Source organism: Dyadobacter sp. AC419 (assembly GCF_979253085.1).
Window position 1 is genome coordinate 229271 of sequence record NZ_CEEDCD010000020.1, and the last position, 23886, is coordinate 253156.

The 23886-nt window shown below is 44.6% G+C and carries 21 protein-coding genes and 3 pseudogenes; 16 read left to right on the plus strand and 8 right to left on the minus strand.

Annotation, left to right across the window (positions count from 1 at the left end; genetic code table 11):
• The first annotated feature begins 12 nt into the window (after positions 1–12).
• The 6 genes and pseudogenes from AC0IYG_RS18040 to lepB (AC0IYG_RS18065) all read left to right on the plus strand — a co-directional run bounded on the left by AC0IYG_RS18040 (position 13) and on the right by lepB (AC0IYG_RS18065) (position 4865).
• Positions 13–924: pseudogene (locus AC0IYG_RS18040) on the plus strand (ParB/RepB/Spo0J family partition protein).
• A gap of 63 nt (positions 925–987) precedes the next feature.
• Complete coding sequence (locus AC0IYG_RS18045) at positions 988–1158, plus strand: hypothetical protein (protein ID WP_471712525.1); 171 nt, start codon at positions 988–990, stop codon at positions 1156–1158.
• A gap of 320 nt (positions 1159–1478) precedes the next feature.
• Positions 1479–1604 carry a DUF5683 domain-containing protein gene (locus AC0IYG_RS18050; RefSeq protein ID WP_471712589.1) on the plus strand — a complete coding sequence of 42 codons (126 nt, stop codon included), beginning with the start codon at positions 1479–1481 and terminating at the stop codon, positions 1602–1604.
• A gap of 53 nt (positions 1605–1657) precedes the next feature.
• A pseudogene (gene dapB, locus AC0IYG_RS18055) lies at positions 1658–2382 on the plus strand (4-hydroxy-tetrahydrodipicolinate reductase).
• A 27-nt stretch (positions 2383–2409) separates the two neighbouring features.
• Positions 2410–3547, plus strand: a pseudogene (lepB, locus tag AC0IYG_RS18060) (signal peptidase I).
• A gap of 139 nt (positions 3548–3686) precedes the next feature.
• Positions 3687–4865 carry a signal peptidase I gene (gene lepB, locus AC0IYG_RS18065; protein WP_471712526.1) on the plus strand — a complete coding sequence of 393 codons (1179 nt, stop codon included), beginning with the start codon at positions 3687–3689 and terminating at the stop codon, positions 4863–4865.
• Positions 4866–4922: 57 nt separating this feature from the next.
• Here lepB (AC0IYG_RS18065) and AC0IYG_RS18070 read toward each other — a convergent pair whose 3' ends face one another.
• Complete coding sequence (locus AC0IYG_RS18070) at positions 4923–6746, minus strand: alpha-amylase family glycosyl hydrolase (protein ID WP_471712527.1); 1824 nt, start codon at positions 6744–6746, stop codon at positions 4923–4925.
• 83 nt (positions 6747–6829) lie between these two features.
• Between AC0IYG_RS18070 and dprA the strand changes: the two genes are divergently transcribed.
• Both dprA and AC0IYG_RS18080 read left to right on the plus strand, forming a co-directional pair.
• Positions 6830–7954: a DNA-processing protein DprA gene (gene dprA, locus AC0IYG_RS18075; protein WP_471712528.1), complete on the plus strand. Its 1125-nt coding sequence runs from the start codon at positions 6830–6832 to the stop codon at positions 7952–7954.
• Between the two features lie 4 nt (positions 7955–7958).
• Positions 7959–8588 (plus strand): AlbA family DNA-binding domain-containing protein, encoded by a 630-nt coding sequence (locus AC0IYG_RS18080; protein ID WP_471712529.1) that lies wholly within the window; start codon positions 7959–7961, stop codon positions 8586–8588.
• A 58-nt stretch (positions 8589–8646) separates the two neighbouring features.
• On the opposite strand, the gene AC0IYG_RS18085 is transcribed toward AC0IYG_RS18080, so the two are convergent.
• Complete coding sequence (locus tag AC0IYG_RS18085; protein WP_471712530.1) at positions 8647–9075, minus strand: FKBP-type peptidyl-prolyl cis-trans isomerase; 429 nt, start codon at positions 9073–9075, stop codon at positions 8647–8649.
• Between the two features lie 69 nt (positions 9076–9144).
• Positions 9145–10620 carry a proline--tRNA ligase gene (proS, locus tag AC0IYG_RS18090; RefSeq protein WP_471712531.1) on the minus strand — a complete coding sequence of 492 codons (1476 nt, stop codon included), beginning with the start codon at positions 10618–10620 and terminating at the stop codon, positions 9145–9147.
• Positions 10621–10803: 183 nt separating this feature from the next.
• Between proS and AC0IYG_RS18095 the strand changes: the two genes are divergently transcribed.
• From AC0IYG_RS18095 to AC0IYG_RS18105, 3 genes are all read left to right on the plus strand, one after another.
• Complete coding sequence (locus AC0IYG_RS18095; RefSeq protein ID WP_471712532.1) at positions 10804–11670, plus strand: hypothetical protein; 867 nt, start codon at positions 10804–10806, stop codon at positions 11668–11670.
• Complete coding sequence (locus AC0IYG_RS18100) at positions 11606–12076, plus strand: hypothetical protein (RefSeq protein WP_471712533.1); 471 nt, start codon at positions 11606–11608, stop codon at positions 12074–12076. The genes AC0IYG_RS18095 and AC0IYG_RS18100 overlap by 65 nt, the downstream gene beginning before the upstream one ends.
• Positions 12077–12184: 108 nt before the next feature.
• Positions 12185–13741 carry a hypothetical protein gene (locus tag AC0IYG_RS18105; protein WP_471712534.1) on the plus strand — a complete coding sequence of 519 codons (1557 nt, stop codon included), beginning with the start codon at positions 12185–12187 and terminating at the stop codon, positions 13739–13741.
• Positions 13742–13787: 46 nt separating this feature from the next.
• Here the strand turns inward: AC0IYG_RS18105 and AC0IYG_RS18110 are convergent, their stop codons facing one another.
• Genes AC0IYG_RS18110 through AC0IYG_RS18120 form a run of 3 tightly spaced genes read right to left on the minus strand, consistent with a single transcriptional unit; the run spans position 13788 to position 15976 of the window.
• Complete coding sequence (locus tag AC0IYG_RS18110; RefSeq protein ID WP_471712535.1) at positions 13788–14294, minus strand: shikimate kinase; 507 nt, start codon at positions 14292–14294, stop codon at positions 13788–13790.
• Positions 14295–14299: 5 nt separating this feature from the next.
• Complete coding sequence (locus tag AC0IYG_RS18115; RefSeq protein ID WP_471712536.1) at positions 14300–15391, minus strand: BT_3928 family protein; 1092 nt, start codon at positions 15389–15391, stop codon at positions 14300–14302.
• 39 nt (positions 15392–15430) lie between these two features.
• The gene (locus AC0IYG_RS18120) at positions 15431–15976 is read right to left on the minus strand and encodes a DUF1599 domain-containing protein (RefSeq protein ID WP_471712537.1); all 546 of its coding nucleotides are present in this window, start codon (positions 15974–15976) and stop codon (positions 15431–15433) included.
• Between the two features lie 84 nt (positions 15977–16060).
• On the opposite strand from AC0IYG_RS18120, the gene folP reads away from it, so the two are divergent.
• The 5 genes from folP to AC0IYG_RS18145 all read left to right on the plus strand — a co-directional run bounded on the left by folP (position 16061) and on the right by AC0IYG_RS18145 (position 21321).
• Entirely contained in the window at positions 16061–16909 is an 849-nt protein-coding gene (gene folP / locus AC0IYG_RS18125) for a dihydropteroate synthase (protein WP_471712538.1), read from the plus strand.
• Between the two features lie 38 nt (positions 16910–16947).
• Positions 16948–17751, plus strand: a complete 804-nt coding sequence (gene cdaA / locus AC0IYG_RS18130; protein ID WP_471712539.1) for a diadenylate cyclase CdaA — start codon at positions 16948–16950, stop codon at positions 17749–17751.
• Between the two features lie 107 nt (positions 17752–17858).
• Positions 17859–18122: a 30S ribosomal protein S20 gene (rpsT, locus tag AC0IYG_RS18135; RefSeq protein WP_234602193.1), complete on the plus strand. Its 264-nt coding sequence runs from the start codon at positions 17859–17861 to the stop codon at positions 18120–18122.
• A gap of 172 nt (positions 18123–18294) precedes the next feature.
• Positions 18295–19575 carry a lactonase family protein gene (locus tag AC0IYG_RS18140; protein ID WP_471712540.1) on the plus strand — a complete coding sequence of 427 codons (1281 nt, stop codon included), beginning with the start codon at positions 18295–18297 and terminating at the stop codon, positions 19573–19575.
• A gap of 132 nt (positions 19576–19707) precedes the next feature.
• Positions 19708–21321 carry an ABC-F family ATP-binding cassette domain-containing protein gene (locus AC0IYG_RS18145; protein WP_471712541.1) on the plus strand — a complete coding sequence of 538 codons (1614 nt, stop codon included), beginning with the start codon at positions 19708–19710 and terminating at the stop codon, positions 21319–21321.
• Between the two features lie 61 nt (positions 21322–21382).
• On the opposite strand, the gene AC0IYG_RS18150 is transcribed toward AC0IYG_RS18145, so the two are convergent.
• Both AC0IYG_RS18150 and AC0IYG_RS18155 read right to left on the minus strand, forming a co-directional pair.
• Positions 21383–23053 (minus strand): hypothetical protein, encoded by a 1671-nt coding sequence (locus tag AC0IYG_RS18150; protein WP_471712542.1) that lies wholly within the window; start codon positions 23051–23053, stop codon positions 21383–21385.
• Between the two features lie 169 nt (positions 23054–23222).
• Positions 23223–23858 carry a gluconate 2-dehydrogenase subunit 3 family protein gene (locus AC0IYG_RS18155; protein ID WP_471712543.1) on the minus strand — a complete coding sequence of 212 codons (636 nt, stop codon included), beginning with the start codon at positions 23856–23858 and terminating at the stop codon, positions 23223–23225.
• Positions 23859–23886: the final 28 nt, after the last annotated feature.

Here is a 23886-nt window from a genome sequence, read left to right on the forward strand (position 1 = left end):
AGCGAGAAAGCAATGGAGAACAGTAAAGCCAAAAAAATGACAGGATTAGGGAGAGGCCTAGGCGCGCTTCTTAGGATTCTGAAAAAGTAAATACGCACCGCACCAAGGAACGACCCTCGTCAACAGATGTTGTCGGCTCAATGAGCGAGATCGATGTAAGTCTCATTGAAGCGAATCCCTATCAGCCCCGCACCAATTTGATCAGGAATCATTGCAGGAACTTGCGGATTCCATTCGCGTGCAGGGCATTATCCAGCCCATCACGGTCAGGCAGCTTTCCGAAGACAGTTATCAGCTGATCTCCGGTGAAAGACGTTTGCAGGCTTCCCGGTCTATTGGAATGACCTCCATTCCGGCCTATATAGGACTGCGAATGATCAGCAAATGCTGGAAATGGCGCTTATTGAGAACATTCAGCGTGAAAATCTCAACTCTATCGAGATCGCGTTAAGTTATGAGCGTCTGATCCTGGAATGTAATCTTAAACAAGAAGAACTGGGTGTTCGTGTTGGTAAAAACCGCACGACAGTCAATAACTATATCCGCTTGCTGAAACTGCCGCCGGTGATCCAGGCAGCATTGCGCGACAACCAGATCAGCATGGGACACGCCCGCGCCATTATCACCATTAACAGCGATCAGAGTCAATTAAAGATTTTTAACAAAATAATTGAAGAGGGCTGGTCGGTACGAAAAGTGGAAGAGGAGGTCAGAAAGCTGGGAATGATGAGTAATATCTCGTTTGCGAGCAAAAAACAAGCAACAATTAATCAAGAAATTAAGTCGTTACAGTTTCAATTATCGTCCTTTTTCGGGGCTAAGGTTTCCGTAAAAAGTAACAATGATAACAAAGGTGAAATCAAGATTCCCTTTGCTTCTCAGGACGAACTGAAAAAGATTCTGGAAACACTGAAATTTAAATAAACTTGAAAAATTGGTTTGGGCTTGTCGTAATGTTAATGCTTTCCGCAAATGCGATAGCGCAAAATGTCCCAAAGGACGAGCATTAGAAAAGGAGAAGTGCAGATCATTTCGGCGGATAGCACGGTCGTTTCGGCAGCCGATTCGGTGAAGGGCTCAAATAAAAAGAAGAAGTTTATTCCGGTGCCGAAAACGGCGACAGAGACTTGCTTTGATCCCGGGCGGGCAGATTTATGACCCGCGATTACTGGAAGCTCCCGATCGTTTACATTGCATTCGGCGGAGGTTTGTACACTTTATTATCTGAACTCGATAAAATATCACGACTATCTGGATACTTACCAAAAGTTTCTATGAATCTGAATCCAAATAGTCCCAATTACGGAAATGTCAAACCAGGGTTAACACCGGATTCAACTAAGGCAATCAGAGTTCGTAATTTGTTGAATACAAACAGTGTTTACACAACCGTGACGAGATCAGAGCGGCGAGAGGAAAGAATTATTGGAGAAGAAACCGTGGTTTTTCGCTGATTGCTTCCGGACTTATTTTACACATTGTCCATCATTGAAGCCAATGTTGCGGCACATTTAAAGACATTGGATTTGTCTGAGGATTTGACTCTGCGCATTGAACCGAAGCTCGGATGCAACCCGCAATGCGGACGCCGACACCAGGTTTAAGACTGGTTTTTAACGTGAAATAGAAATTTAATACAGAATCAAATTTTAGCTTAATGAGGATTTTATTGTTGGGGTATGGCAAAATGGGCAAAACGATCGAGCGGATTGCGCTTGAAAGAGGACATTCAATCGTAGGGAAAATTCAGCATACGGAAACCGTTCGGAGATGGATGTGCTCAAACCTGCGGATGTAGATGTTGCCATTGAATTCAGTGCCCCCGAAGCTGCGTGTATCACAATATCACCTATTGTTTGAAAAAAGGCTGGCCCGTTGCTCAGCGGCACCACCGGCTGGCTCGAACACCGCGCCGAAATCGAAGATCTTTGTCTTGAACAGAATGGTGCTTTCTTCTATGCCAGCAATTACAGCATTGGCGTAAATCTTTTCTTCCGGCTCAACCGCCAGCTCGCACGACTCATGAATGGACAAGGTTACCAAAAGTCCATGACAGAAATTCACCACATTCATAAGCTGGATGCGCCAAGCGGCACCGCCATTACGCTTGCAGAAGGCATAGCAGCTGAAATGGAAGATGTACAAGGCTGGAAGCTGGCTCCATATGAGGAAGAAGGTTTCATTCAGATCAAATCTGAGCGGATGGGTGAGGTGCCCGGGACGCATATTGTGCGTTACGAATCAGAAGTTGACACCATTGAAATTTCACACACAGCACATAACCGCGCTGGATTTGCATTGGGGGCATTTGTTTCTGCCGAATGGTTGCCAGGCCGCACCGGTGTATTCGGAATGAATGACCTCCTTAAAAATCTGGATTAAACTCTTAACTATCAATTAGAACTTAGCATGGCTATTAATAAAGAAATGACCTCCCGCACCGTGGATACGCACAAGAAAAAGTCGCCGGTAAGGGAATGGTTTGATTCCATACTTTTTGCTGTTGTTGCTGCCACATTGATCAGATGGCTCTTTTTTGAAGCATTTACAATCCCGACGCCTTCGATGGAGAACAGCCTTTTGGTGGGCGATTTCCTTTTTGTGAGTAAGCTGCATTATGGAACGCGGACTCCAAAAACGCCATTGCAAGTTCCATTGACGCATCAGACGATCTGGGGAACCAACATTCCATCTTATTCGGATGCAATCCAGTTGCCTCAATACCAGGTTGCCAGGGTTTAGCGAAGTGAAGCGCGGTGATGTTGTCGTATTCAACTATCCGCCTGAGTTACAGCACCCGGTTGATTTGAAAACGAATTACATTAAGCGCTGCATGGGCATTCCCGGTGACAAGCTTGAAGTGAGGGACTTGCAGGTTTATGCCAACGGCGTTGCAGTTGAAAATCCAGTCAGGATGGAAAATGAATATTTCGTCGCGACTACAACTGCGGTTAATGAGGAAAAGGTTTTCAAAGAAAACGGCATTTCTGAATACAATGCTTACACGGAAAGCTTTAATGATACGATTCCTGCGAATGACCAAATGGGCTATTTGGTTTTCACAACCGTTGAAATTGCAGCAAAATTGAAGAGTTATGATTTTGTAAAAAACATCACATTGGTAAAATCACCAAAGGACATTAGTGAGCCAATGCTTTACCCAAACTCATCGCTATTCAAATGGAACCGCGATAATTACGGACCGATCGTTGTGCCGAAAGAAGGCGCAACTGTTCAGCTTACTCCGGAGAACATTGCTACTTACGGACCCGTTATCAAAAATTACGAAGGTTTGGAAGATGTCGTTTTGGAGGAAAAGGGAATAAAAGTTGCGGGTAAGGCGATTACCAGCTATACATTTAAGCAAGATTATTACTTCATGATGGGTGATAACCGCCATAACTCAGCAGATTCGCGTTATTGGGGTTTTGTTCCAATGGATCACATTGTTGGAAAAGCCGTATTTGTATGGATGTCGATTGATCCGAACCCGAGCAGCTTTTTCAGCAAAATCCGGTGGAGCCGTTTGTTCCGTGTGATCAATTAATATTTTCACAACCGAGGAAGAGAGGAGATGCACCGCATCTCCTCTCTTTTTGCATATTATATATAAATAAACATTATATAGTTGTTCGTATATTATTTTGTTTAGCGCTATATTGCCTTGAATTAATCCCTGCTTGGCCATGCCGCTAACTTTGTCACCTCAAAAGCCCACACACACCGAAACAAAAAAATCTGCAATTCGTGAATGGTTTGACTCCGTGCTGTTCGCCGTTGTTGCCGCTGTCCTGATCCGCTGGCTGGTTTTCAGCGCATTCGTTATTCCAACTCCTTCTATGGAAAACTCGCTGCTCGTGGGGGATTACTTGTTTGTAAGCAGACTTCATTACGGAACCACCACGCCCGTGACGCCGCTGCAAGTGCCGCTGACGCACCAGACGATCTGGGGCACGAGCATTCCTGCTTATCTGGATTGGATTCAGCTGCCGCAATATCGGCTTCCCGGCTTTACGGATGTGAAGCGTGGCGACGTGGTCGTTTTCAACCTTCCCGTTGAGCATCCGGACGCATATACAAAATACAGCACCGTTTTGCCCGACCTGCATCCGCACCCGCTAGACCTGCGTTCTAATTACATTAAAAGATGTGTTGCCATTGCTGGCGAGAAGCTGGAAGTGCGCGCCGGGCAGGTTTATATCAATGGCACAGCGCAAGTGAATGCGCCACGCATGCAGCAGGAATACTTTGTGTCTACAACAACGCCGGTAAATGAGCAGAATGTTTTTCTTAAAAACGGCATCACCGATTTTTCACAATTCACGGAAACATTCAGTGACACGATCCAGGCTAATGATGAGTTTGGCTACATTGTAAAAACCACAGCGACGCTTGTTGACAAACTTAAAACATTGGATTTTGTCAAAAGAGTGGAGCCGATTTTGTCGGGTAAGGGTTTGAAAGAGCCTTATCTTTTTCCTGCTTCGGACGTTTTGTATTGGAATAAGGATAATTATGGACCGATTGTGGTGCCGAAAAAAGGGCAGGCGGTTTCACTTACAGAAAACAATGTTGCCCTTTATGGAGAAGTAATCAAGAATTACGATCACAACGATGGGATTTCAATCGCCAACGGAAAAATCCTGCAACACGGGAAACCGCTGACGACTTACACATTCAAACAGGACTATTATTTCATGATGGGTGATAACCGGCATAATTCGGCCGATTCGCGTTACTGGGGTTTTGTTCCCAAAGATCACATTGTTGGAAAAGCAGTTTTCGTGTGGATGTCGCTGGATCCCAACCCGGTCAGTTTCTTTAATAAAATTCGCTGGGACCGGATTTTCCGGATTATCCAATAATGAAAAGGCATCCGGGATATTCCCGGATGCCTTTTCATTTACTATAAACTTGCTATGTTAGTCCTCTTGCGAGAAGATCAATGCCGTATAAGGCGGGATCTGCAATGCAGCGTGAACAGGCAGATTATCAAATTCACCATCCATCGTTTCCACATCGAAAACACCCAGATGCGAGAATTCCGGATCATATTGCTCATTATCGCTATTGAAGCGAAGATTCCATTTCCCAGCTCTTGGGAAGCCAACTTTGTAGTCGTGGAATGTTTCGGTTGAGAAATTAAGCACAACCACCACGCTGTCTTTTGGCCCTCCATCCACCCAGCGGTGCATAATGATCACTTTCTTTTCATTATCCACGCGGATGATCTCAGCATTCTGGCCTTGTAAGCCGCGGGTTACGCCGAACCAGTTGCGACGCAAATGAATCATATCGCGGTGCAGATTGGCAAAGCCACTGAATTTTTCAAGTCTTGTCCAATCGATAGGATCGCTGTCGGAGAACCATTTGTCTTCCAGTAAAGGCTGTCCTTGGAAAATCATCGGAATACCCGGAGAAGTCAACACAAGCGCCACGCCTAATGCCGCGCGTTTTTTGGAATACCAGTTATTAACGTCCCCATCGGCAATCTCTTCCGCAACACGCGCCTGGCCATTGGAAACCTCGTCATGCGATTCTGTGTAAATAATGCGTTGGAAAGCATCACCATTATAGCGTTTTGAAATCGCTTCCACCACCGCATTCATATCGCGGTCTTGGTCATTTTGCGTAATGATCGCATCACGGATCGTATGGACAAATTTCGCATCCCACTGTGATCCGTAACCCAGTCCGCCGTCAGCAACTGCATTCGTGATAAAGTCCAATGAATGCATATCCTCCGCAATGGTGATGCGGTTAGGGAATTGTTCACGAATATCTGTGTTGATCCATTGCATTAACGAAATGCCTTCTGGTATGTCGTTGCCCGGATTCCCATCCGCTTTCACATTTCTGATATAAGGCACCATGTCCATGCGCAAGCCATCCACGCGATATTCGCGCAGCCACATCATCGCATTGTTATGAATGTATTGTCTTACTTCGCCGCGTCCGTAATCTGGTCGGGTGCTGCCCCAGGGCGTTTCTGCACGCCAGTCATTGTAAAAGTAAATGCCGCCGCCGTCGTTTTCCTGCCAACCGTCAAATTGCCAGATATCGAGGTCTGATGGTCCAAAGTGATTGTAAACCACATCCAGAATAACCGCCAAACCAGCTTCGTGAGCCGCTTTAACGAATGCTTTTAACCCGTCAGGTCCGCCGTAATCTGATTCAATTGCAAATGGGTTTGCGGGATTATATCCCCACGAACGCGATCCTGGAAACTCAGAACAGGGCATTAATTCAACAGCGTTAAATCCCATTTCTTTCAAGTAAGGAATTTTCTCAATTGCCGTATATAATGTGCCGATCTGGTCTTTATCCTTCGCATTGAAAGTGCCTACGTGAAGCTCATAAATTACGAGTTCGTGCCAGCTTGGGATTTGATATGAAACATCCTGCCAATCGAAACTTGCGTGATTGTAAACAATGCAATTTCCCGCAGAATTGGTCATTTGCAGCGCATAAGGGTCGTTTCTATGCAATGTGCCGGCAGGCGTTTGTAAAACAAATTTATATTCGTCGCCTTCTTTTGAATTTTCAACTAATGCACCCCAATGGCCATTTTCTTCTGGTTGCAGTGGATTTGCATCTTCTTTCCAATCATTAAAACTTCCAACCACAGAAACTGATTCTGCATGTGGTGCCCATACTCTATAATAAACGCCTTCGGGGTAGCAAGTGGCCCCCATTCCTTCAAAATTCTGAACTTGTTCTGTTTCAGCGGTCTGTAAATTATCCATATTCCCTTAGAGGATTATTATTTTTTTTGATATATCTTCATTACGTATATAGGCAAATCGCATGCCACTAAAAACACACTATCATGTCCGAGTTAACAGAGCAGGAAAAGATCTGCGCGCTTGCGTTGATCCACACAACAGGCGTAGGGGCCGTAACAGTACGGCAGCTCATTGGTCAGTGCGGAGGAGCTGACAAAGTTTTTCAAGCCGATTACAGAAAGCTCATCAGCATTCCGGGCGTTGGCGACAAGGTCGTAAGGGCCATTTTGAGGAAAGAAGCACTTGAACTTGCCGAGCAAGAATATACAAGCTGCACCAGCACGGGGACCAATCTTCACTTTTTCACGGACAGCACTTATCCCGCCCGACTCAAATCTTTATACGATTCACCGATTGTCCTTTATTCCCGCGGGAACTTTGATTTCAATGCCAGCCGAAGTGTCGGCATTGTAGGAACGCGGGAGGTCAGTGATTATGGCAAATCGGTTACCGAAACCATTATTAAGGAATTGGAACCCTACGGAACACTGGTCGTCAGCGGGCTGGCCTATGGCGTTGACATATCTGCGCACCGTGCTTGCCTCAAACACAATTTGCCGACAATTGGCGTTATGGCAAGCGGCCTCGACGTCATTTATCCTTCTGCGCACAAGCGCACAGCGAGCGAAATGTTAGAAAATGGCGGGCTGGTAACTGAAAATGCATTGGCGACCAAACCGGATTTTATGAGATTTCCTGCGCGAAACCGAATCATTGCAGGCCTTAGCGATGTTACTATTGTTGTAGAGTCGGCGCGAAAAGGGGGAAGTTTGATTACCGTTGAATTTGCCCAAAATTATCACCGCGATGTTTATGCAGTTCCCGGAATGCTCGGCAGCGTGCATTCGGAGGGCTGTAATTTTCTGATACGGGATAATAAGGCGTCAATTTTTACTTCCGTGGAAGATATGGCTACGGCAATGGGCTGGCATTTGCAAGCTGAGGAACCTAAGATGGCGCCGGCCGTTCAGATGCAGACCAATTTTGAAGGTTTTACCCAGGATGAAGGGCAGATATTATCGCTGCTCAGGCAAAAAGGCACCATGCAGATCGACGAGCTTTCGTGGCAGTCCGGGATGCATTTTAACAAGCTGGCGGCTTTATTGTTGAATCTTGAATTTCAGGGAATGGTCCGGTCGCTGCCCGGCAAAAAGTATGGATTAATTTAAATGCATGAGTAAAAGTCTTATTCAGATTATTAAGGAAGGGGAGGGGCTGACCACCGAATTCAAAAGAACGATCGACAGCGCATTCAAAATTGCAAAAACAATCGTGTCTTTTGCAAACACCTCGGGTGGTAATTTGCTGATCGGCATCGCGGACTCGGGTGCGATATCGGGTGTGCAATCAGAACTTCATGAGCTTAAAAAATTGGAAACCGCAACTTCCAGACTGATTGAACCAAGCGTCACGATCCACATTAAATCTGTGCTGATCGATGGATCAAAAGTGCTGCAAGTTAGTGTTGACGAAAGTGCGGACAAGCCACATTATGCGGTTAATGAGAAGGATCTGCGCATCATTTACATTCGGGCGAAGGACAAAAGCATTCCGATTCCGAGGTTGCTGATGCAAGGGGAACCTGATGCGGATCTGGATAAACTGCTGGCTTCGAGACATGTGAAAACATTGATCACTTATCTTCGAGAGCAGGATGCCATTACCGCAAAATCTTTTTCAAGAATGATCAACATTTCGGAGAAAAGGGCAGAACGAATGCTGCATGATCTGGCCGAAAAGCAAGTGCTTTTGAAGATCTCGAAAAATAAGCCCGAAGCATTTAGCTTGAAATGGGCAAAATAAAAAAAGGCTGGTCATGTGCACGAAGCACCATAACCAGCCTTTTTTTATTGCGCTATTATTAATTAATGCCCACAAGTTCCAATTCAAAGATCAGATCCTGACCTGCCAGTGGATGGTTCGCATCAAGGATCACATATTGCTCAGTAACCTCTTTTACAACAACAGGAATAACCTGTCCGCCATCCTGGTGCATGTTCAGCGTGCCGCCCACTTCCAAAGGAATGTCAGCAGGGATTTGTGACCGCTCAAAATTGATCACCATATCTTCGTTCACAGGGCCGTATGCTTCTGCATTCGGGATGTGAATGGTTTTTTTATCACCGATCTCCATGCCCGTTACGCCGTCATCGAAACCTTTGATCACCTGGCCGCTTCCTAATGTGAAATTGAGCGGATCACGTCCTTCCGAAGAATCAAAAAGTTGTCCGTCTGTCAAAGTTCCTTTGTAATGAACTTGTACATTGTCTCCTGCCTGCGCCTGCTTCATCTTATTATATGTAAATGGTTAAACATATCTTACTTACAGCAAAGGTTACGCTGCGTTCGGATTACTAAATTAATATGCCCGGGCGAAAACAACTCTTCCCGCCGAAGGCTTACCTGAATAAATACAAACACCGGATTCCTGCTCTTGATTCAACGGAATGCAGCGGATTGTGGCTTTTGTCTCTTCCTTGATCTTTTCTTCGGTCTCGGAAGTGCCATCCCAATGCGCCAGAATAAACCCGCCCTTGCCATCAAGCACCTGATTAAATTCTTCAAACGAATCCACTTTCGAGGTGTTCTCGTCACGGAATGCAAGCGCCTTGTTATAAATCGATTCCTGAATGTTGTCGAGAAGCGATTGGATGAATTCTGCAATGCCGTCCAAAGATACTGTTTCCTTGGTTTTGGTGTCGCGCCGCGCCACTTCCACAGTTCCGTTTTCCAAATCGCGGGCACCCATAGCAAGTCTTACCGGAACACCTTTCAATTCATATTCGGCAAATTTATAGCCTGGCTTGTATGCATCGCTGTTATCAAATTTCACGCTGATGCCCAACTTTTTAAGCTGCTTCGTAATTTCACCGGCCTTCTCAGAAATCAAAGCCAGCTGTTCGTCATTTTTATAAATCGGAACGATCACCACCTGGATAGGCGCCAGTTTTGGAGGCAACACCAGTCCGCTGTCATCCGAATGTGCCATAATCAAAGCACCCATCAAACGTGTGCTTACGCCCCAGGAAGTTCCCCAAACATATTCCAGCTTGCCATCCTTATCCTGAAATTTCACGTCAAAAGCAGTCGCAAAATTTTGTCCCAAAAAGTGAGAAGTGCCGGCCTGTAAAGCTTTTCCATCCTGCATCAATGCTTCAATGCAATAAGTGTTTACCGCTCCTGCAAAGCGTTCGTTGGCTGTTTTTACGCCTTTAACAACGGGCATAGCCATCCATTCCTCAGCAAATTGCGCATACACGTCAAGCATTTGTTCTGTTTCTGCAATGGCCTCAGCAGAAGTCGCGTGCGCCGTGTGTCCTTCCTGCCACAAAAACTCAGCAGTTCTCAGGAAAAGGCGTGTGCGCATTTCCCAGCGGACCACATTTGCCCATTGGTTGATCAGCAACGGAAGATCGCGGTAAGACTGGATCCAGTTTTTATAAGTGCTCCAAATGACGGTTTCAGAAGTCGGACGAACGATCAGCTCCTCTTCCAGTTTCGCTTCCGGATCCACGATGACTCCTTTTCCATTGGGATCGTTTTTCAGTCTGTAATGGGTCACAACCGCACACTCCTTGGCAAAACCTTCCACATGTGACGCCTCTTTGCTCAGATAGGATTTGGGGATGAACAGCGGAAAGTAAGCATTGGTATGCCCTGTTTCTTTGAACATATCGTCCAATGCGCGCTGCATCTTCTCCCATATTGAATAACCATAAGGTTTAATCACCATACAGCCTCTTACAGCAGAATTTTCGGCCAAATCGGCCCTTTTAACTAACTCATTGTACCATTCGGAGTAATTTTCACTTCGGGTTGGTAAGGCTTTACTCATTCTTAGGATTATTTTGTAAATGAAAAGGAGTATTTCGTTATTTCCTTGCGGCTTTTTCAAGCGTTGCAAAGATAGTTTTTTATGTTAACTTTGGAATTAATGTATTGTAACGCACGTTTACTTAGTAGTTAGGAACGAAATTTTATATTATATTAGCATCAAACATTTTAATCCTTATAGGCCATGACGATGATCAATAAAGCAAAATATCTTTCTTTGCTAGTGTTGCTGGGAGCTTGGGGATGTACCACTAATCAATATGTTTCACAATCAGGCGGGTATGATGACCTTTATGGCAACAATACAGGCCCTGGCGTTGTGACCGCAGACCAGGGTGCAGATCAAGATCTTTCCCGTTCAGATAATCCTGACTACGCCTACACAGGCAACGCAGGCGAGGGTACGAGTGACTATTACGACGAATCGTATCTTTCATCCCGCAGCGTAAAAAGAGCGCTTTCACCAGATCCAGGATATAATGCAGGATTTGCTGACGGTTATGACCGCGGTGCGCAAGCATTCGCAAATCCATACGGCTTCGGCGGCCTTGGTTCTTATTGGCCGGGAAGTATGATGAGTGTCGGTTTCCAATTGGGTTACGGCAGGATTCGTCCTTACATGGGCCTTGGAATGGGTTACGGAATGGGCTCAATGCTAGGTTATTCTCCTTGGGGAATGGGCAGTATGTATGGCTACGGTTATGATCCATTTGGATACAACGGATTCGGTTACTCTCCATGGGGTTACAACAGCATGTATGGTTACGGTTATGACAGCTTTTACGGAGGTGGCTACGGCTACAATCCATGGGCGTACAGCCGTCCGGTGGTTGTTGTTAACAATTATGAAAGCAGAGGCTTAACCAGAACAGCCGGACCACGTGTTGTAGCAGGAACAAGTTCAAGAAACAACAGCCGTTACAATGGCGGAAACGTTTCTTCTCCACGTTCAACTTCCGGAGACAGATCGGGAAGAAGCGCAGCAAATGGCAGAGCAGTTTCAGCTAACGAAACTTACTCTTCTCCAAGATCTTCAAGATCTTACAGATAGAGGAGGCGTTGCAGACGCAGGTGGCAGAACAGCGGCAGAATCTTACAGCAGAGGCGGAAGTGAAGGAAACAATGTTTATTACTCACGTCCTCGCTCAGCAAATTCTGACGGTGGAACATCCGGAAGCTATGCTACGCCAAGATCTTCCAGAGGATCGGGTGGTAACACTTACAGTGCACCATCAAGAAGCAGTTCAGATTATTCAACGCCATCGCGTTCTTATTCATCCCCTAGCACCAGAAGTTCTGAATCGTACAGCGCGCCAAGAACTTACAATGCGCCTCAGCAACGGACTTACAGCGCACCAACTTACAGTGCACCGTCCAGAAGTTACAGCGCTCCTGCAAGCAGCGGTGGTGGTGGCGGAGGTGGAGCAACTCGCTCATCTTCAAGAGGACCAAGATAATAAGCCAAGTGGCTTTTATATAAATTTCAGACCCTGCAAAATGTCATAATTTTGCAGGGTCTTCGTTTAATAAATATTTGAATTTAAAGTCCATTTTTGATTAATGTTATGACAAAACATTTTATTTGGGGCAGTTTGTTTTGCTCCATTTTAGCTTCTTCATCAACATATGGCCAGTACGCAACCGACGCTTTAAGATATTCAGAAAGCGATCAAACTGGATCCGCACGTTTCCAGGCGCTCGGCGGCAATCACGTAGCTTTGGGCGGAGATCCAAGCGCCATACACGGGAATCCAGCCGGACTTGGTTTTTACAACAGGTCAGAATTTACATTTACGCCAGGCGTTACGCCAACCAATACGAAAACCAATTATTTGGGAGAGAATAATTCAGCGAATCGGGGCAACTTGAACATTGCACAGGCATCGCTGGTTATTTCAAGTCAGCCCGGATTTCAACGGAAGTGGAAGCGTTCGTCATTAGGCATTTCTTTTTCCCGTCAACAATCATTTCGTGATCATTACAACTTCACAGGTGTGAATGACAAAAGTGCCTTTCTTGATAATGTTGTTGAATCTGCGAATGCGGATGCTGTGACCACGAAGCAGCTTGAAACCGATTTCGAGAGCAATCCAGCGAGCGGCGGAGGACCCATCGCTTACTCACTTCCGGCAGCTTACTATCAAATGTATCTCATCAATCCGACGAGCAACTCTGGCCCTCCTTACAACGCACTTGATCGGAACAGTGTTGTCGATCAGGCTGGATCTTACACGGCCACGGGCGCTAATACGCAATGGACATTGGCCTACGCTGGGAATTACAATGATAAGTTATTCGTTGGAGCCAATTTTGGGTTCAGCAGATTGCGTTACACGTACGACCGGACTTTCCGTGATACTTATATTGAAAGTCCTGAGCTGCTTTACACGCAACAAAACGAAGCGCTTACGGTCACCGGAAACGGCGTCAATTTTGCATTGGGTGTGATTTACAAAATCAACCCGATTGTCCAACTTGGCGGGGTGATTACCAGTCCAACATTTAGCTCAATTAAGGAGACATTCACGCAGAATGTGAATGCTGAGTATGTGGACGATCTCGTGACCGGACCGGATGGCGATTTGATTCAGCCGCCTTACTTGTCGCTCCCGATCGCCCCGAACGATTTTGTATACTCGCTCACTAGCCCGTTGAAAGCCAATTTTGGTGCAACCGTTTTTATTCAGGACAAGGGTTTTATCACCGGAACAATTGAATATCAGGATTACGCCATGATGCGCGCTCGCACGAGTTACCTGAATAGCGATGATAACCAGTCGTTTAAGGATAACACAAGGGCTGAGATTAAAGACACTTTCAAAAGCACTTATAATTTCCGGCTGGGAGGTGAGTTTCGTGCCAATTTGTTCCGTGCACGTTTGGGAGCCGCTTATATTGGCGATCCATATTCAAGAAATGATGGCATTAACAGACAAAAATTGCTTTTCTCGGCAGGTGTCGGGATACGCAAAAGCCGGTTCTTTGCGGATTTGTCAGGCACATTAAGCACATTCAAATCTAGTTACACGCCTTACACTTTGGCCAATGCTGCGGATTATGCTTCGGTTGAGATCACGCATAAGCCAATGAACTTCGCCCTTACATTCGGCTTCAACTTCTAGAATTGTTTCAACGCAATAAAAAAAGCCTGCATCGTGCAGGCTTTTTTTATTGTATCAATGGTTGTAGCATTTCATGTAAGTGCTGCGCCTCAATTTCTCCCTTCACAGAAATATCGGCTTGTTGATAAAAAGGCAGTCGCTCATCAATTTTATTTTGCAATGTAACTTCCAGTGATTCAGCACCTGAAAGCACTGGTCGGTCGTCTTTTCCGTGGTTACGAATCCGTCTGGCAAGATTGGCAGCCGGGACGTCCAGGAATACACTCACACCCATTTCTTTGATGAATTCCATATTGTTGTGAAAGCAGGGTGTTCCGCCGCCTGACGCAAGCACAATGCCTTTTTCAACGCCTAATTCCTTCAAAACGCGACTTTCAACTTCACGAAAATAAGATTCGCCTTTTTGAGAAAATAAGGAAGGGATATCCATTCCCTGATCTTTTTCAATTAATTTATCCAAATCAAAAAAGCGGTAACCAAGCAATCTGGCCAGCTTTTTACCCAATGTTGATTTGCCGGAGGACATCATGCCGACCAATATCACATTCTTCATTCCAATCATTTTACCAAATCAATTACTTCCTCCGTTGTCGGCGTGTCGTTATAATGCCATTTACCCATCACGGTGCCGTTTTTCAAAAGCCATAAGCCGGGATTGGATCTCGAAATGGTTTTGAGCACAGTTGCATCCACGTAATAGTAAGGTGCATTCAGCTGATGTGCAGATAAGAATTTGACGATTTCTTCACTGTTGCCCGAAGTCAGGATTATGGGTTCAATGCCTTTTCCTTTAACACTATTGATCAACTTGTTAATGTCCGGCAAAGCAGCGGTGTTAATGTCTGCGAAGTTCTTAATTATCAGGAAAAGCTTGGTTCCTTCAAAAGTGCCTTCCGTAAAATCACCGGCATCATTCCAGACTTTGTAATCCGTAATCTTTGGCTTTGCATCTTCATTCAGCACAAGCATTTCTTTGAACTTTAAAGTCGTGTCGCTTGGGTATTTTTCGTATTCAAACTCTTTGCCGTCTTTTTCAAAAACATACAAATAACGCAGCGGCTCGGAAGGCTTCAATTGTGCCGGAATGTTAGCACCAACGCGGTAAGGAAGTAAATCCAGAATAGGCAAATGGCGCAATGCATAAACGGCAATGCCGAGCGACGCAATGGTCGAAATCACGACGATAATGCCGGTTGGCAAGGGTTGAAATTTCTTTCGGTAAATGACAATGATGATAATGAGCGCCAGCAGGAAAAGGTCTTTTCCGAATGATGTCCAGGGCGTGAGCTTAATGGCTGCACCGAAACATCCGCAATCTGTAACTTTATTAAAATAAGCTGAATAAAATGTCAGGAATGTAAAGAAAACGATGATCGCCAGCAAAAACCATGAAATTGTTCTCGGCTTGTAACCCACCAAAAGCGCGATTCCCAGCACAACTTCCGCAGTGCACAGGAAAACTGAAAAGTATAGCGCCAGCGGAACAAGCGCCATGAAGAAATCGTGAAACTGAGGCAGATCGGTTGCAAAAACCTCAAAATATTCTTCCAGTTTATACTGCGTCCCAACCGGATCATTCAGCTTGATTAATCCTGAAAAAATAAACAGCAAGCCAACGATTACACGCGAAATCTGAGCAAGGATTTTCATTTCAAAAGTTTTAGGAATGCCAATGACAAAGTCGGGAGATCAATTGGTTTGCAACGCATTTGATTTGATCAAACAAAAAACAGAATAATTGATAATGTCCTGATATCCGGCCTTAACACCCTCTGAAACAAGCGTTTGTCCCTGGTTATCTTCGATTTGTTTGATCCTCAGCAACTTCATCAAAATAATGTCGGTCATGGAGCTCACGCGCATGTCGCGCCAGGCTTCACCATAATCGTGATTTTTATTAAACAGCAATTCCTTCACTTCGTTCACCTGCATATTATATAATGCAGTAAGTTCTGCGTCGTCGATTTCCTGATTTTGCTCAATAGAAGCGATTTGGATCAGCGCCATCACGCAGTAATTAATGATGCCAATGAATTCGGAAGAAACATCTTCATTCACTTTCTGCACGCCTTTTTCCTGAATTGTGCGAATGCGCTGTGCCTTGATAAATATCTGGTCGGTGAGGGACGGAAGCCTTAAAATGCGCCAGGATGTTCCGTAATCTTTATTTTTTTTTGCGAAAAGATCTTGGCAATACTGAATGATTTCCTGATATTCCGATTCTGTGGATTTCACTGCTTAATGTTAGTTTACTGCTTTGAAGGCAAGAAAATGAAATGATTTGACAATCATTGATTTGCCTGTTTAATACAAAATTCTATGTCGCAAGTTAACAAAAAAACGCTCAACATCCGGGGCAAGCTGCTGGATCTGTCCAAGCCTGCGGTGATGGGAATCCTGAATGCGACGCCGGATTCATTTTTTGCGGGAAGCAGAATGGGATCGCAGGATGAGCTGCTTGATAAGGCAGGACAAATGATTGAACAAGGAGCCACCATGCTGGATGTTGGCGGCTACTCCACAAGGCCTGGCGCAAAGGATGTTAGCACCGATGAAGAGGCCGATCGGGTGGAATGGGCCATCACGCCACTCAATAAGTATTTTCCCGACGCAATCATATCTATTGATACTTTTCGTTCTCAGGTGGCGAAACGCGCAATTGGGAACGGGGCACATATCATTAATGATGTTTCCGGAGGAGGGCTGGACGAAGAAATGTTTGATGTGGTCGCTGCGCTCAAAGTTCCTTACGTGCTGATGCACATGCGGGGAACACCGCAAACCATGAATCAGATGACCCAATATCAGCAGCTCGTGCCTGAAATTTTAAAAGATTTGAAGCAAAAAGCTGAGATATTAAGGTCGAAAGGAGTCGCGGACATTATTATAGATCCCGGCTTTGGATTCGCTAAAAACATTGGACAGAACTTTAAACTCATGCAGCATTTGAAGGAGTTTCACTTGCTGGGATGTCCGCTGCTTGTTGGGATTTCGAGGAAAGCAACAATTTATAAAACGCTTGAAATATCGGCTGACGAAGCATTAAATGGCACTTCCGTGTTGAACACCATGGCAGTTGAGCGAGGCGCAGGCATACTGAGAGTGCACGATGTCCGGCCTGCCGTGGAGGTTGTAAAACTGTGGTTAGCAACTTCCAGTATAAATTAAAAATAGTAATTTAGTCGCGAAATAATATTGATTTTCTTATGCGTGTGGGTTTTCTGAACATTAATTGGGCCGACGTCCTCGATGTTTTCTTAGTTTCTGTTCTTCTTTATCAGGTTTATACACTTGTCCGTGGGAGCATTGCAAGCCGGGTTTTTCTGGGTTATTTGTTTGTATATGTTTTTTATCTGGTAGTAAAAGGGCTGGGACTTGGGCTGCTCACCGCAATCCTTCAATATTTCATGGGCGTCGGAGCCGTGGCATTAATCGTGATTTTTCAGCAGGAGATCCGCCGCTTTCTGCTCATTATTGGCAAATCGACGATCTACACCAATAATGGTTTGCTTAAAAAAGTAATGGGTAATTCAGTGCTTGATTTAAAGGGCAAAAACCTTAGGGAAATCGTTGACGCTTCCAAAACCATCGCTTCCAATTTTACTGGCGCATTGATCGTAATCAATAAGCGAGATGATCTTAGTAAATATGTTGAAACCGGAGAATTGCTTGATGCACGCGTTTCAAAGCCGTTGTTAGTATCGCTTTTTAATCAATACAGTGAGCTGCATGATGGAGCGGTTGTGATCGTGGATGGCGTTTTAAAAGCGGCGAGATGCGTATTGCCGGTTGCAGATGGCGTGGATGTTCCTTCTTCATTGGGTTTTCGCCACCGTGCAGCAATGGGCATGAGCGAAGCAACGGACGCGATCGTAATTGTTATTTCGGAGCAGACAGGTAAAATTTCACTGGCAGTCGAAGGTGAGTTGCACAGCAGCATTCCTTATTCGGAACTTGAAAATCGCATTGAAGAGTATCTGAATTCCGATGTGCAACGTATGCCGAAGTAGGTAACGTATCTATTTGATAAATATATTTTACACTAAGTTTGGCATTTTAGCAAGCAATTTCTATTTTTGCAAACCGAAATTAAGAATAGAAAAACTATCATTATAAAATGGCAAACCATAAATCAGCATTAAAAAGAATCCGCGCTAACGAAACAAAGCGTTTGCGTAATCGCTACCAACACAAAACTACACGTTCGTACATAAAGAAATTGCGTGAAACGACTGATAAGGCAGTAGCTGTTGAAGTTTACAAAACTGTATCTTCAATGTTGGATCGTTTAGCAAAGAAAAACATCATCCATAAGAAAAAAGCTTCTAACCAAAAATCTAAATTGGCCAGATTGGTTAATTCAATTGCAGTAGCAGCATAATTTTTTTCGAATGAAGATTTTGACCCTGATAACCTGGTTATCGGGGTTTTCTTTTTTTATTGTATATTGCATATTGATCGGGAAACCTTGTGAGGCTAAAATGCTTCACAAGGTTTCTTTTGGTATAACAACCCTATATAAATTAAACCACCTATAACTTAAATTCTTTTCTATGAAAAAAGTCGCATTATTCGCTGGTTTGGCAGCATTGGGATCCGTCACAGCGAACGCCCAGGTGCCCATTAACTTCAATGCCCGTGGTCTGGTTGTAGTTTCGGATGCTGATTTGGCAGCATCGGCACTTGTTGATGGTAAGCTATTAAGGGACAATACGGCAAAAGATCAGTTAACGACAATCAAATTCCCAATTGAAAGAGGCAGCAAGGGCGTCGGCAGTGCATTGGTTTCCAATTCTGTGCTTGCCTCTGTCAAAACCCTCGCAGTTCCCGCTTCCGGTGGGCTTGCATATGTGCTCGACAGCCGGCTGCGTCCCGAGGATGGCGTAACTGAATACAAAGAACCTTCCAAGGATTTTCCGGGCGGCGAAAAACTGTTCGTTGTCGACATTACCAATCTGGCTGCTCCAAAAGCCAAGTTTGGCTTCCCGGTTGGGAAAAAACCGAATGCCATTGACGTCAATAAGAATGAACTGATCCTGACTACTAATGAAGTCGGAAAGGAGCTTGTATTCATTGAAGCCGGACCTGATGGCAAGCCTGCGCGGTTCTTGAATTTGCCCGCAGCGATTGATACAACAAATAAAATCATTGACATTTCATGGCATCCATCGGGCGATTTCATTGCTTTTACGCTCGATAATTCAAATGAAGTCGGACTATATAAAGTGATCCGGGAAGCTGGAAAGCTGAAAAATGTTGAACTGGTTGGTAAGCCCGTTACAGTAGGGACGGAGCCATCATTTGGTAAGTTCTCTGCGGATGGCAAGCATTATTTTGTATTGGATACCAAGTCGGCTGCACCTGGTAAAGGCGCAGGAGATGGCGAGATCCTTGTTGTTGACTTCTCAATGGACGGCGCAACTGAACATAAAGTTGCTGCGCACGTGCCCGCCGGAACAAACACTGGTTCATTCGCGATCAGTCCGGACGGCTCCATGCTTGTAACCGTAAACGCTGGTAAAAGCGGTGCTCCATGGACAGAAGCTGGGGCGGGATCGGGTGCGGCATTAACGCTTTATAAGGTTACGCCAACAACCGGTGCATTGACAAAAGTAGCTGATTATCCATTTGAAGGCATTTATCCGCAGAGCGTCGTTTTCGATAAAGACGGATCTAACATTGCCGTTTCTGTGTTTGAATATGTCGAATATGGAATGGGCAATGGCGGTGTGGAATTCTGGACTGTTACCAAAGGTGACGCACCTACCCTTAAGAAGCAGGGTGCTCGTGTGAGTGTGGGCAAAGGCGCACATACATTGCGCGTTATTCCTTGATCAAATATTGCGTTTTCGTTGAAGCGGGCTGGTTTTAACCAGCCCGCTTCGTTTGTTTTAGTTGCTTCAACATGCGAATTCAGTCTGAATTTCGTAGTTTTGCGGTCTCATTCATAAAAAATTTATTTTAAGATGATTACGGTTCAGAACGTATCATTGCGATACGGTAAAAGGGTATTATTCGACGAGGTTAATATAAAGTTTGTTCCTGGCAACTGTTATGGTGTGATTGGTGCAAATGGCGCCGGGAAATCAACATTTTTGAAGATCCTTTCAGGTGAAATAGAACCGCAAACAGGAAATGTATCGATGAATCCAGGCGAAAGGATGACCTTCCTTAAGCAGGATCAATTCGAATTTGATGCATATACAGTAATGGATACGGTGATCTTAGGTCATGAGCGCCTTTACAAGATCATGAAGGAGCGTGAGGCGATCTATGAAAAGGAGGAATTTACCGATGCCGATGGTGAAAAAGCAGCTGACCTTGAAGCAGAATTTGCTGATTTGAATGGCTGGGAAGCGGAAACCGAAGCTGCACAATTACTGAGCGGCTTAGGCCTTTCCGAGGAGCAGCACACTGCCAACATGGGCGATCTTAATGCCAATGACAAGGTGCGCGTTTTGCTTGCACAGGCACTTTTTGGAAATCCGGATGTGCTGCTTCTGGATGAGCCTACCAACAACCTTGACGTTGAAACGGTGCTTTGGCTTGAAAACTTCCTCGCTGATTTTAAAAACACAGTCATTGTCGTTTCCCACGACAGGCACTTCCTGGATGAGGTTTGTACGCACGTTGTGGACATTGATTTCAGTAAAGTGCAGATGTTCTCCGGTAACTATTCATTCTGGTATGAATCGAGCCAGCTGGCTTTGAAGCAGCGCCAGGACCAGAACAAGAAGTCGGAGGACAAGCGTAAGGAATTGGAAGATTTTATCCGAAGGTTCAGCGCAAATGCTTCTAAATCCAAGCAGGCAACTTCTCGTGCAAAACTTTTGGATAAGCTGACGATTGATGACATTAAGCCGTCGTCCCGGAAATATCCTTATATCGCCTTCAAATCGGAGCGCGAGGTGGGTGACCAATTATTAAGGGTTGAAGGATTGGCCAAAACCGCTGATGACGGCACGAAGCTTTTTGATAATCTGAGCTTCAATGTTAATAAGGGCGATAAAATTGCATTTGTAAGCCGCAATGTGATGGCGATCAGCACTTTTTTTGACATTATCAGTGAAAATCAAAAAGCCGATAAAGGCTCTTACACCTGGGGAGTAACCATTACGAAATCTTATTTCCCCAAAGATCCGACACAGTTTTTTGATGTAGATCTCAATCTCGTTGACTGGCTACGTCAATACTCAGAAGAAAAAGATGAAAGCTTTATCCGTGGATTTTTGGGAAGAATGCTTTTCTCAGGAGAAGAATCTTTGAAGAAAGCGAAAGTCCTTTCAGGAGGTGAAAAAGTGCGTTGTATGCTTTCCAGAACAATGCTTTCCGGTGCTAATGCATTGGTGTTAGACGACCCAACCAACCACCTTGACCTCGAATCCATTACGGCATTGAACAATGGTTTGATCGATTTTTCAGGATGTCTTTTGTTCTATTCCCATGACCACCAGTTCGTTCATACGATAGCGAACAGGATCATTGAAATCGGGCCAAAAGGAATTTTGGATAAACTGATGACATATGATGAATTCCTGAAAGACGAAACGGTGAAACAGCAGCGTCAAAAGCTTTATTAAGAGATAGAATGAATGTCTAAAATGCCGCTTATGAAAATGAGCGGCATTTTTTTGTCCTAAATTATAATGTAATGCTTCCTATTTTATTTGTCTTGACGAACTTTCCGTCCGTGACAGAAACCAAATGCAGATCATAACTGCCGCATTGAAGCTTCCTTTTGTAAATCGTTGACGTGAATTCAGAACCTACGGACTTTTTAAAGGAAGAATAGAACATCTTGACCGAGCGGAGGTAATTATTGGCGGCAACACATAAATATCTTGGATTGTGATCGATCGGATCCGTGGCTACGATATAAATTTCTTCCGCCTGATGTGCGTTTTGATCTTCTCTAACATTACTAATCACAAAGCGATCCGGCATGTTAACGATCTCCGCACAGCGACTCGCTTCACTTTTGCTCCAATCCACCTTGCTTACCAGATCAACCAGCCGCGTATTTTTCGAGCGCATGAATGAGCTTTGAGCAAAATCCATTTCCGCTGCCAGGCTTTCACGTTCATAGATGACAGGATAGTAAATGGTTTTGCTCCAATCGTAATTCAGCTCATTTGCACTAATCTCTCTTTTTAAATGGGTGATTTTACCAAAATAAATATAATAGGAACTGATGCAAAAGAGCAATGCAACAGCTGCCACCGCAATTTTTAGTATTGAACCAGCCTTATTCAATGTCCAGTATCGATCATAAAAGCTAACCGAGAAGATGGCGAAAAACGCAGAATAAATTTTATAACGATCCATTCTGTATCCAACAAAATCGGGTGTTTCGCCCCTTGCAAACACAATAAGAAAGCCAGCAAAAAGAAGCGTCATAATCCCGGCAAAGCTGAACCACTGCACTGTGGTAATGTCACCAGTTCTGTTTGTCAAAATCGTTTTGAAAATGATCGCAATAGGAAAGAGAAAGACGCATCCTAACGCCACACTGGGCACCAAACTGTTTGTGAAATTTGTATCCACGATCTGCCCTACGAATGATAACAATAAGAGTGATTTGACACCAATGTTGTTAAAAACATGATTCAGGATAGAACCCGAGTATATTTCCATCGTTAGCAAATGCAAAGCAGTAATTGCTGATAATGACCCTGTTTGAGCCCATTTGTGTGATTTAGGAATATTTGAAAATGATGTGATCAGGATCACAATCAAGATTGCAGAGAGGCCATTGGCACTCGTGAAGAGTGCGATTAGTGCCAGTAAGCTGCTCCAAAATACTTTCCGGGAAGTGAGCGCCACATAAAAACTCCACATAGAAAAAAACAGGCAAGGGGCATGTTGAAGGCTGCATGTCGCCCACGAAATCGTGTCTTCATAATGCTGCACCTGAAAAAGCAAACACACGACGGCGAAAAACCCAAGCAGCGAAATCTGCTTTTTTGCGAAAAATCTTGACATTAAGAAGAGCATTCCGAGAAGGCTGAGGTCTCCGAGAATGATCAGCACTTTCATGTTCAATTGCCCAGTAACCAGGAAAACTGCAAGTGTTAGCAACTTGGCAAGCACGACGCGATGCTCGAAATTTTGTTCAAAGAATAAGGCGAGCTTTTTCCACGCATTGTCCGATTTGATGTAATCGCCTAGGAATGTTACAATGGATTGAAAGTCATCATAATAAGGAAAATTGTAGGCATAATAATAGACTGTGGTCCAGAATACGGCAATGACGATGAAAACCATTAGCCAAATGAATTTGACAAACAGATGGTGGGAGGTGAGGGAGGGCATGATTTAGCAGTTATGATGAAAGCGTGTGTGTGCGCTTGCTGCTAACTAAATCATTAAGATTACATTGACACGATTCCGTTTACCAGCCGGATATTGTCAATTATTCCCCGGCAAAAAAGAAACCCTGATTGCTCGCGGCAATCAGGGTTTCAATCTGAAACTTGTGTTTTTATTCGTAGCTCAGACCATATTGTTTCAAAACATCGGCCGGAACACCTTCCCACACATTCGGCGTGTTGCCCACATAACCCAGATCAGCAATGCCGATTTTAGAAGTGTAGTAACCTGATGCCGTCAGGTTGCGCATGAGGTTGAAGAATGCAACGCCCTGGCTGTACATTGGTTTCGCCTTTTCAGGGTAAGCAATGTCATCTACGATCTGCAATTGTTGCGCCTTTGTGAGCAATGTAAAAACCTTCTTGAATCGCTTATTGGATTCAAGGTCAAGCCATTTGAGACCGCCACGCAATGGAACCTGGTTTTGCGGCATGTCTTTGGCGATGAACTCAATAAAGTCGGGAACGCCAGCTTGCGTTGCGCTTCCACCTTTATCGTCCGCAGGAATAATGATGTCCACCAAAACCTTGATCGTTGCCATTTCAGGCGCAGTCAGGAATTTTTGCTGCATCAATTTTGCGTCACGGATCGCTTCTTCTTTCAACCTTCCGCCAGGCACCTTAATGGGGGTTTCCGGTGGCATCTGGGTTTCCAGCTCTCTTTGTTCAGCCATGGCAATCTGCGGATTGAGTGCAGTGATACCTAATGAGCTGAGCGTTAATGCTTTTAATGAATCTCTACGTTTCATAGTTATGATTTGAAACTGTGTTCAAATA

Coding starts and splice junctions, on each gene's coding strand:
- AC0IYG_RS18080 (WP_471712529.1), top strand. CDS start 7,959: ATGAGTAAAAGTCTTATTCAGATTATTAAGGAAGGGGAGGGGCTGACC.
- rpsT (WP_234602193.1), top strand. CDS start 17,859: ATGGCAAACCATAAATCAGCATTAAAAAGAATCCGCGCTAACGAAACA.
- dprA (WP_471712528.1), top strand. CDS start 6,830: ATGTCCGAGTTAACAGAGCAGGAAAAGATCTGCGCGCTTGCGTTGATC.
- AC0IYG_RS18100 (WP_471712533.1), top strand. CDS start 11,606: ATGGCAGAGCAGTTTCAGCTAACGAAACTTACTCTTCTCCAAGATCTT.
- AC0IYG_RS18070 (WP_471712527.1), bottom strand. CDS start 6,746: ATGGATAATTTACAGACCGCTGAAACAGAACAAGTTCAGAATTTTGAA.
- AC0IYG_RS18150 (WP_471712542.1), bottom strand. CDS start 23,053: ATGCCCTCCCTCACCTCCCACCATCTGTTTGTCAAATTCATTTGGCTA.
- AC0IYG_RS18115 (WP_471712536.1), bottom strand. CDS start 15,391: ATGAAAATCCTTGCTCAGATTTCGCGTGTAATCGTTGGCTTGCTGTTT.
- AC0IYG_RS18145 (WP_471712541.1), top strand. CDS start 19,708: ATGATTACGGTTCAGAACGTATCATTGCGATACGGTAAAAGGGTATTA.
- AC0IYG_RS18095 (WP_471712532.1), top strand. CDS start 10,804: ATGACGATGATCAATAAAGCAAAATATCTTTCTTTGCTAGTGTTGCTG.
- lepB (WP_471712526.1), top strand. CDS start 3,687: ATGCCGCTAACTTTGTCACCTCAAAAGCCCACACACACCGAAACAAAA.
- AC0IYG_RS18085 (WP_471712530.1), bottom strand. CDS start 9,075: ATGAAGCAGGCGCAGGCAGGAGACAATGTACAAGTTCATTACAAAGGA.
- cdaA (WP_471712539.1), top strand. CDS start 16,948: ATGCGTGTGGGTTTTCTGAACATTAATTGGGCCGACGTCCTCGATGTT.
- proS (WP_471712531.1), bottom strand. CDS start 10,620: ATGAGTAAAGCCTTACCAACCCGAAGTGAAAATTACTCCGAATGGTAC.
- folP (WP_471712538.1), top strand. CDS start 16,061: ATGTCGCAAGTTAACAAAAAAACGCTCAACATCCGGGGCAAGCTGCTG.
- AC0IYG_RS18045 (WP_471712525.1), top strand. CDS start 988: ATGTCCCAAAGGACGAGCATTAGAAAAGGAGAAGTGCAGATCATTTCG.
- AC0IYG_RS18155 (WP_471712543.1), bottom strand. CDS start 23,858: ATGAAACGTAGAGATTCATTAAAAGCATTAACGCTCAGCTCATTAGGT.
- AC0IYG_RS18110 (WP_471712535.1), bottom strand. CDS start 14,294: ATGAAGAATGTGATATTGGTCGGCATGATGTCCTCCGGCAAATCAACA.
- AC0IYG_RS18105 (WP_471712534.1), top strand. CDS start 12,185: ATGACAAAACATTTTATTTGGGGCAGTTTGTTTTGCTCCATTTTAGCT.
- AC0IYG_RS18140 (WP_471712540.1), top strand. CDS start 18,295: ATGAAAAAAGTCGCATTATTCGCTGGTTTGGCAGCATTGGGATCCGTC.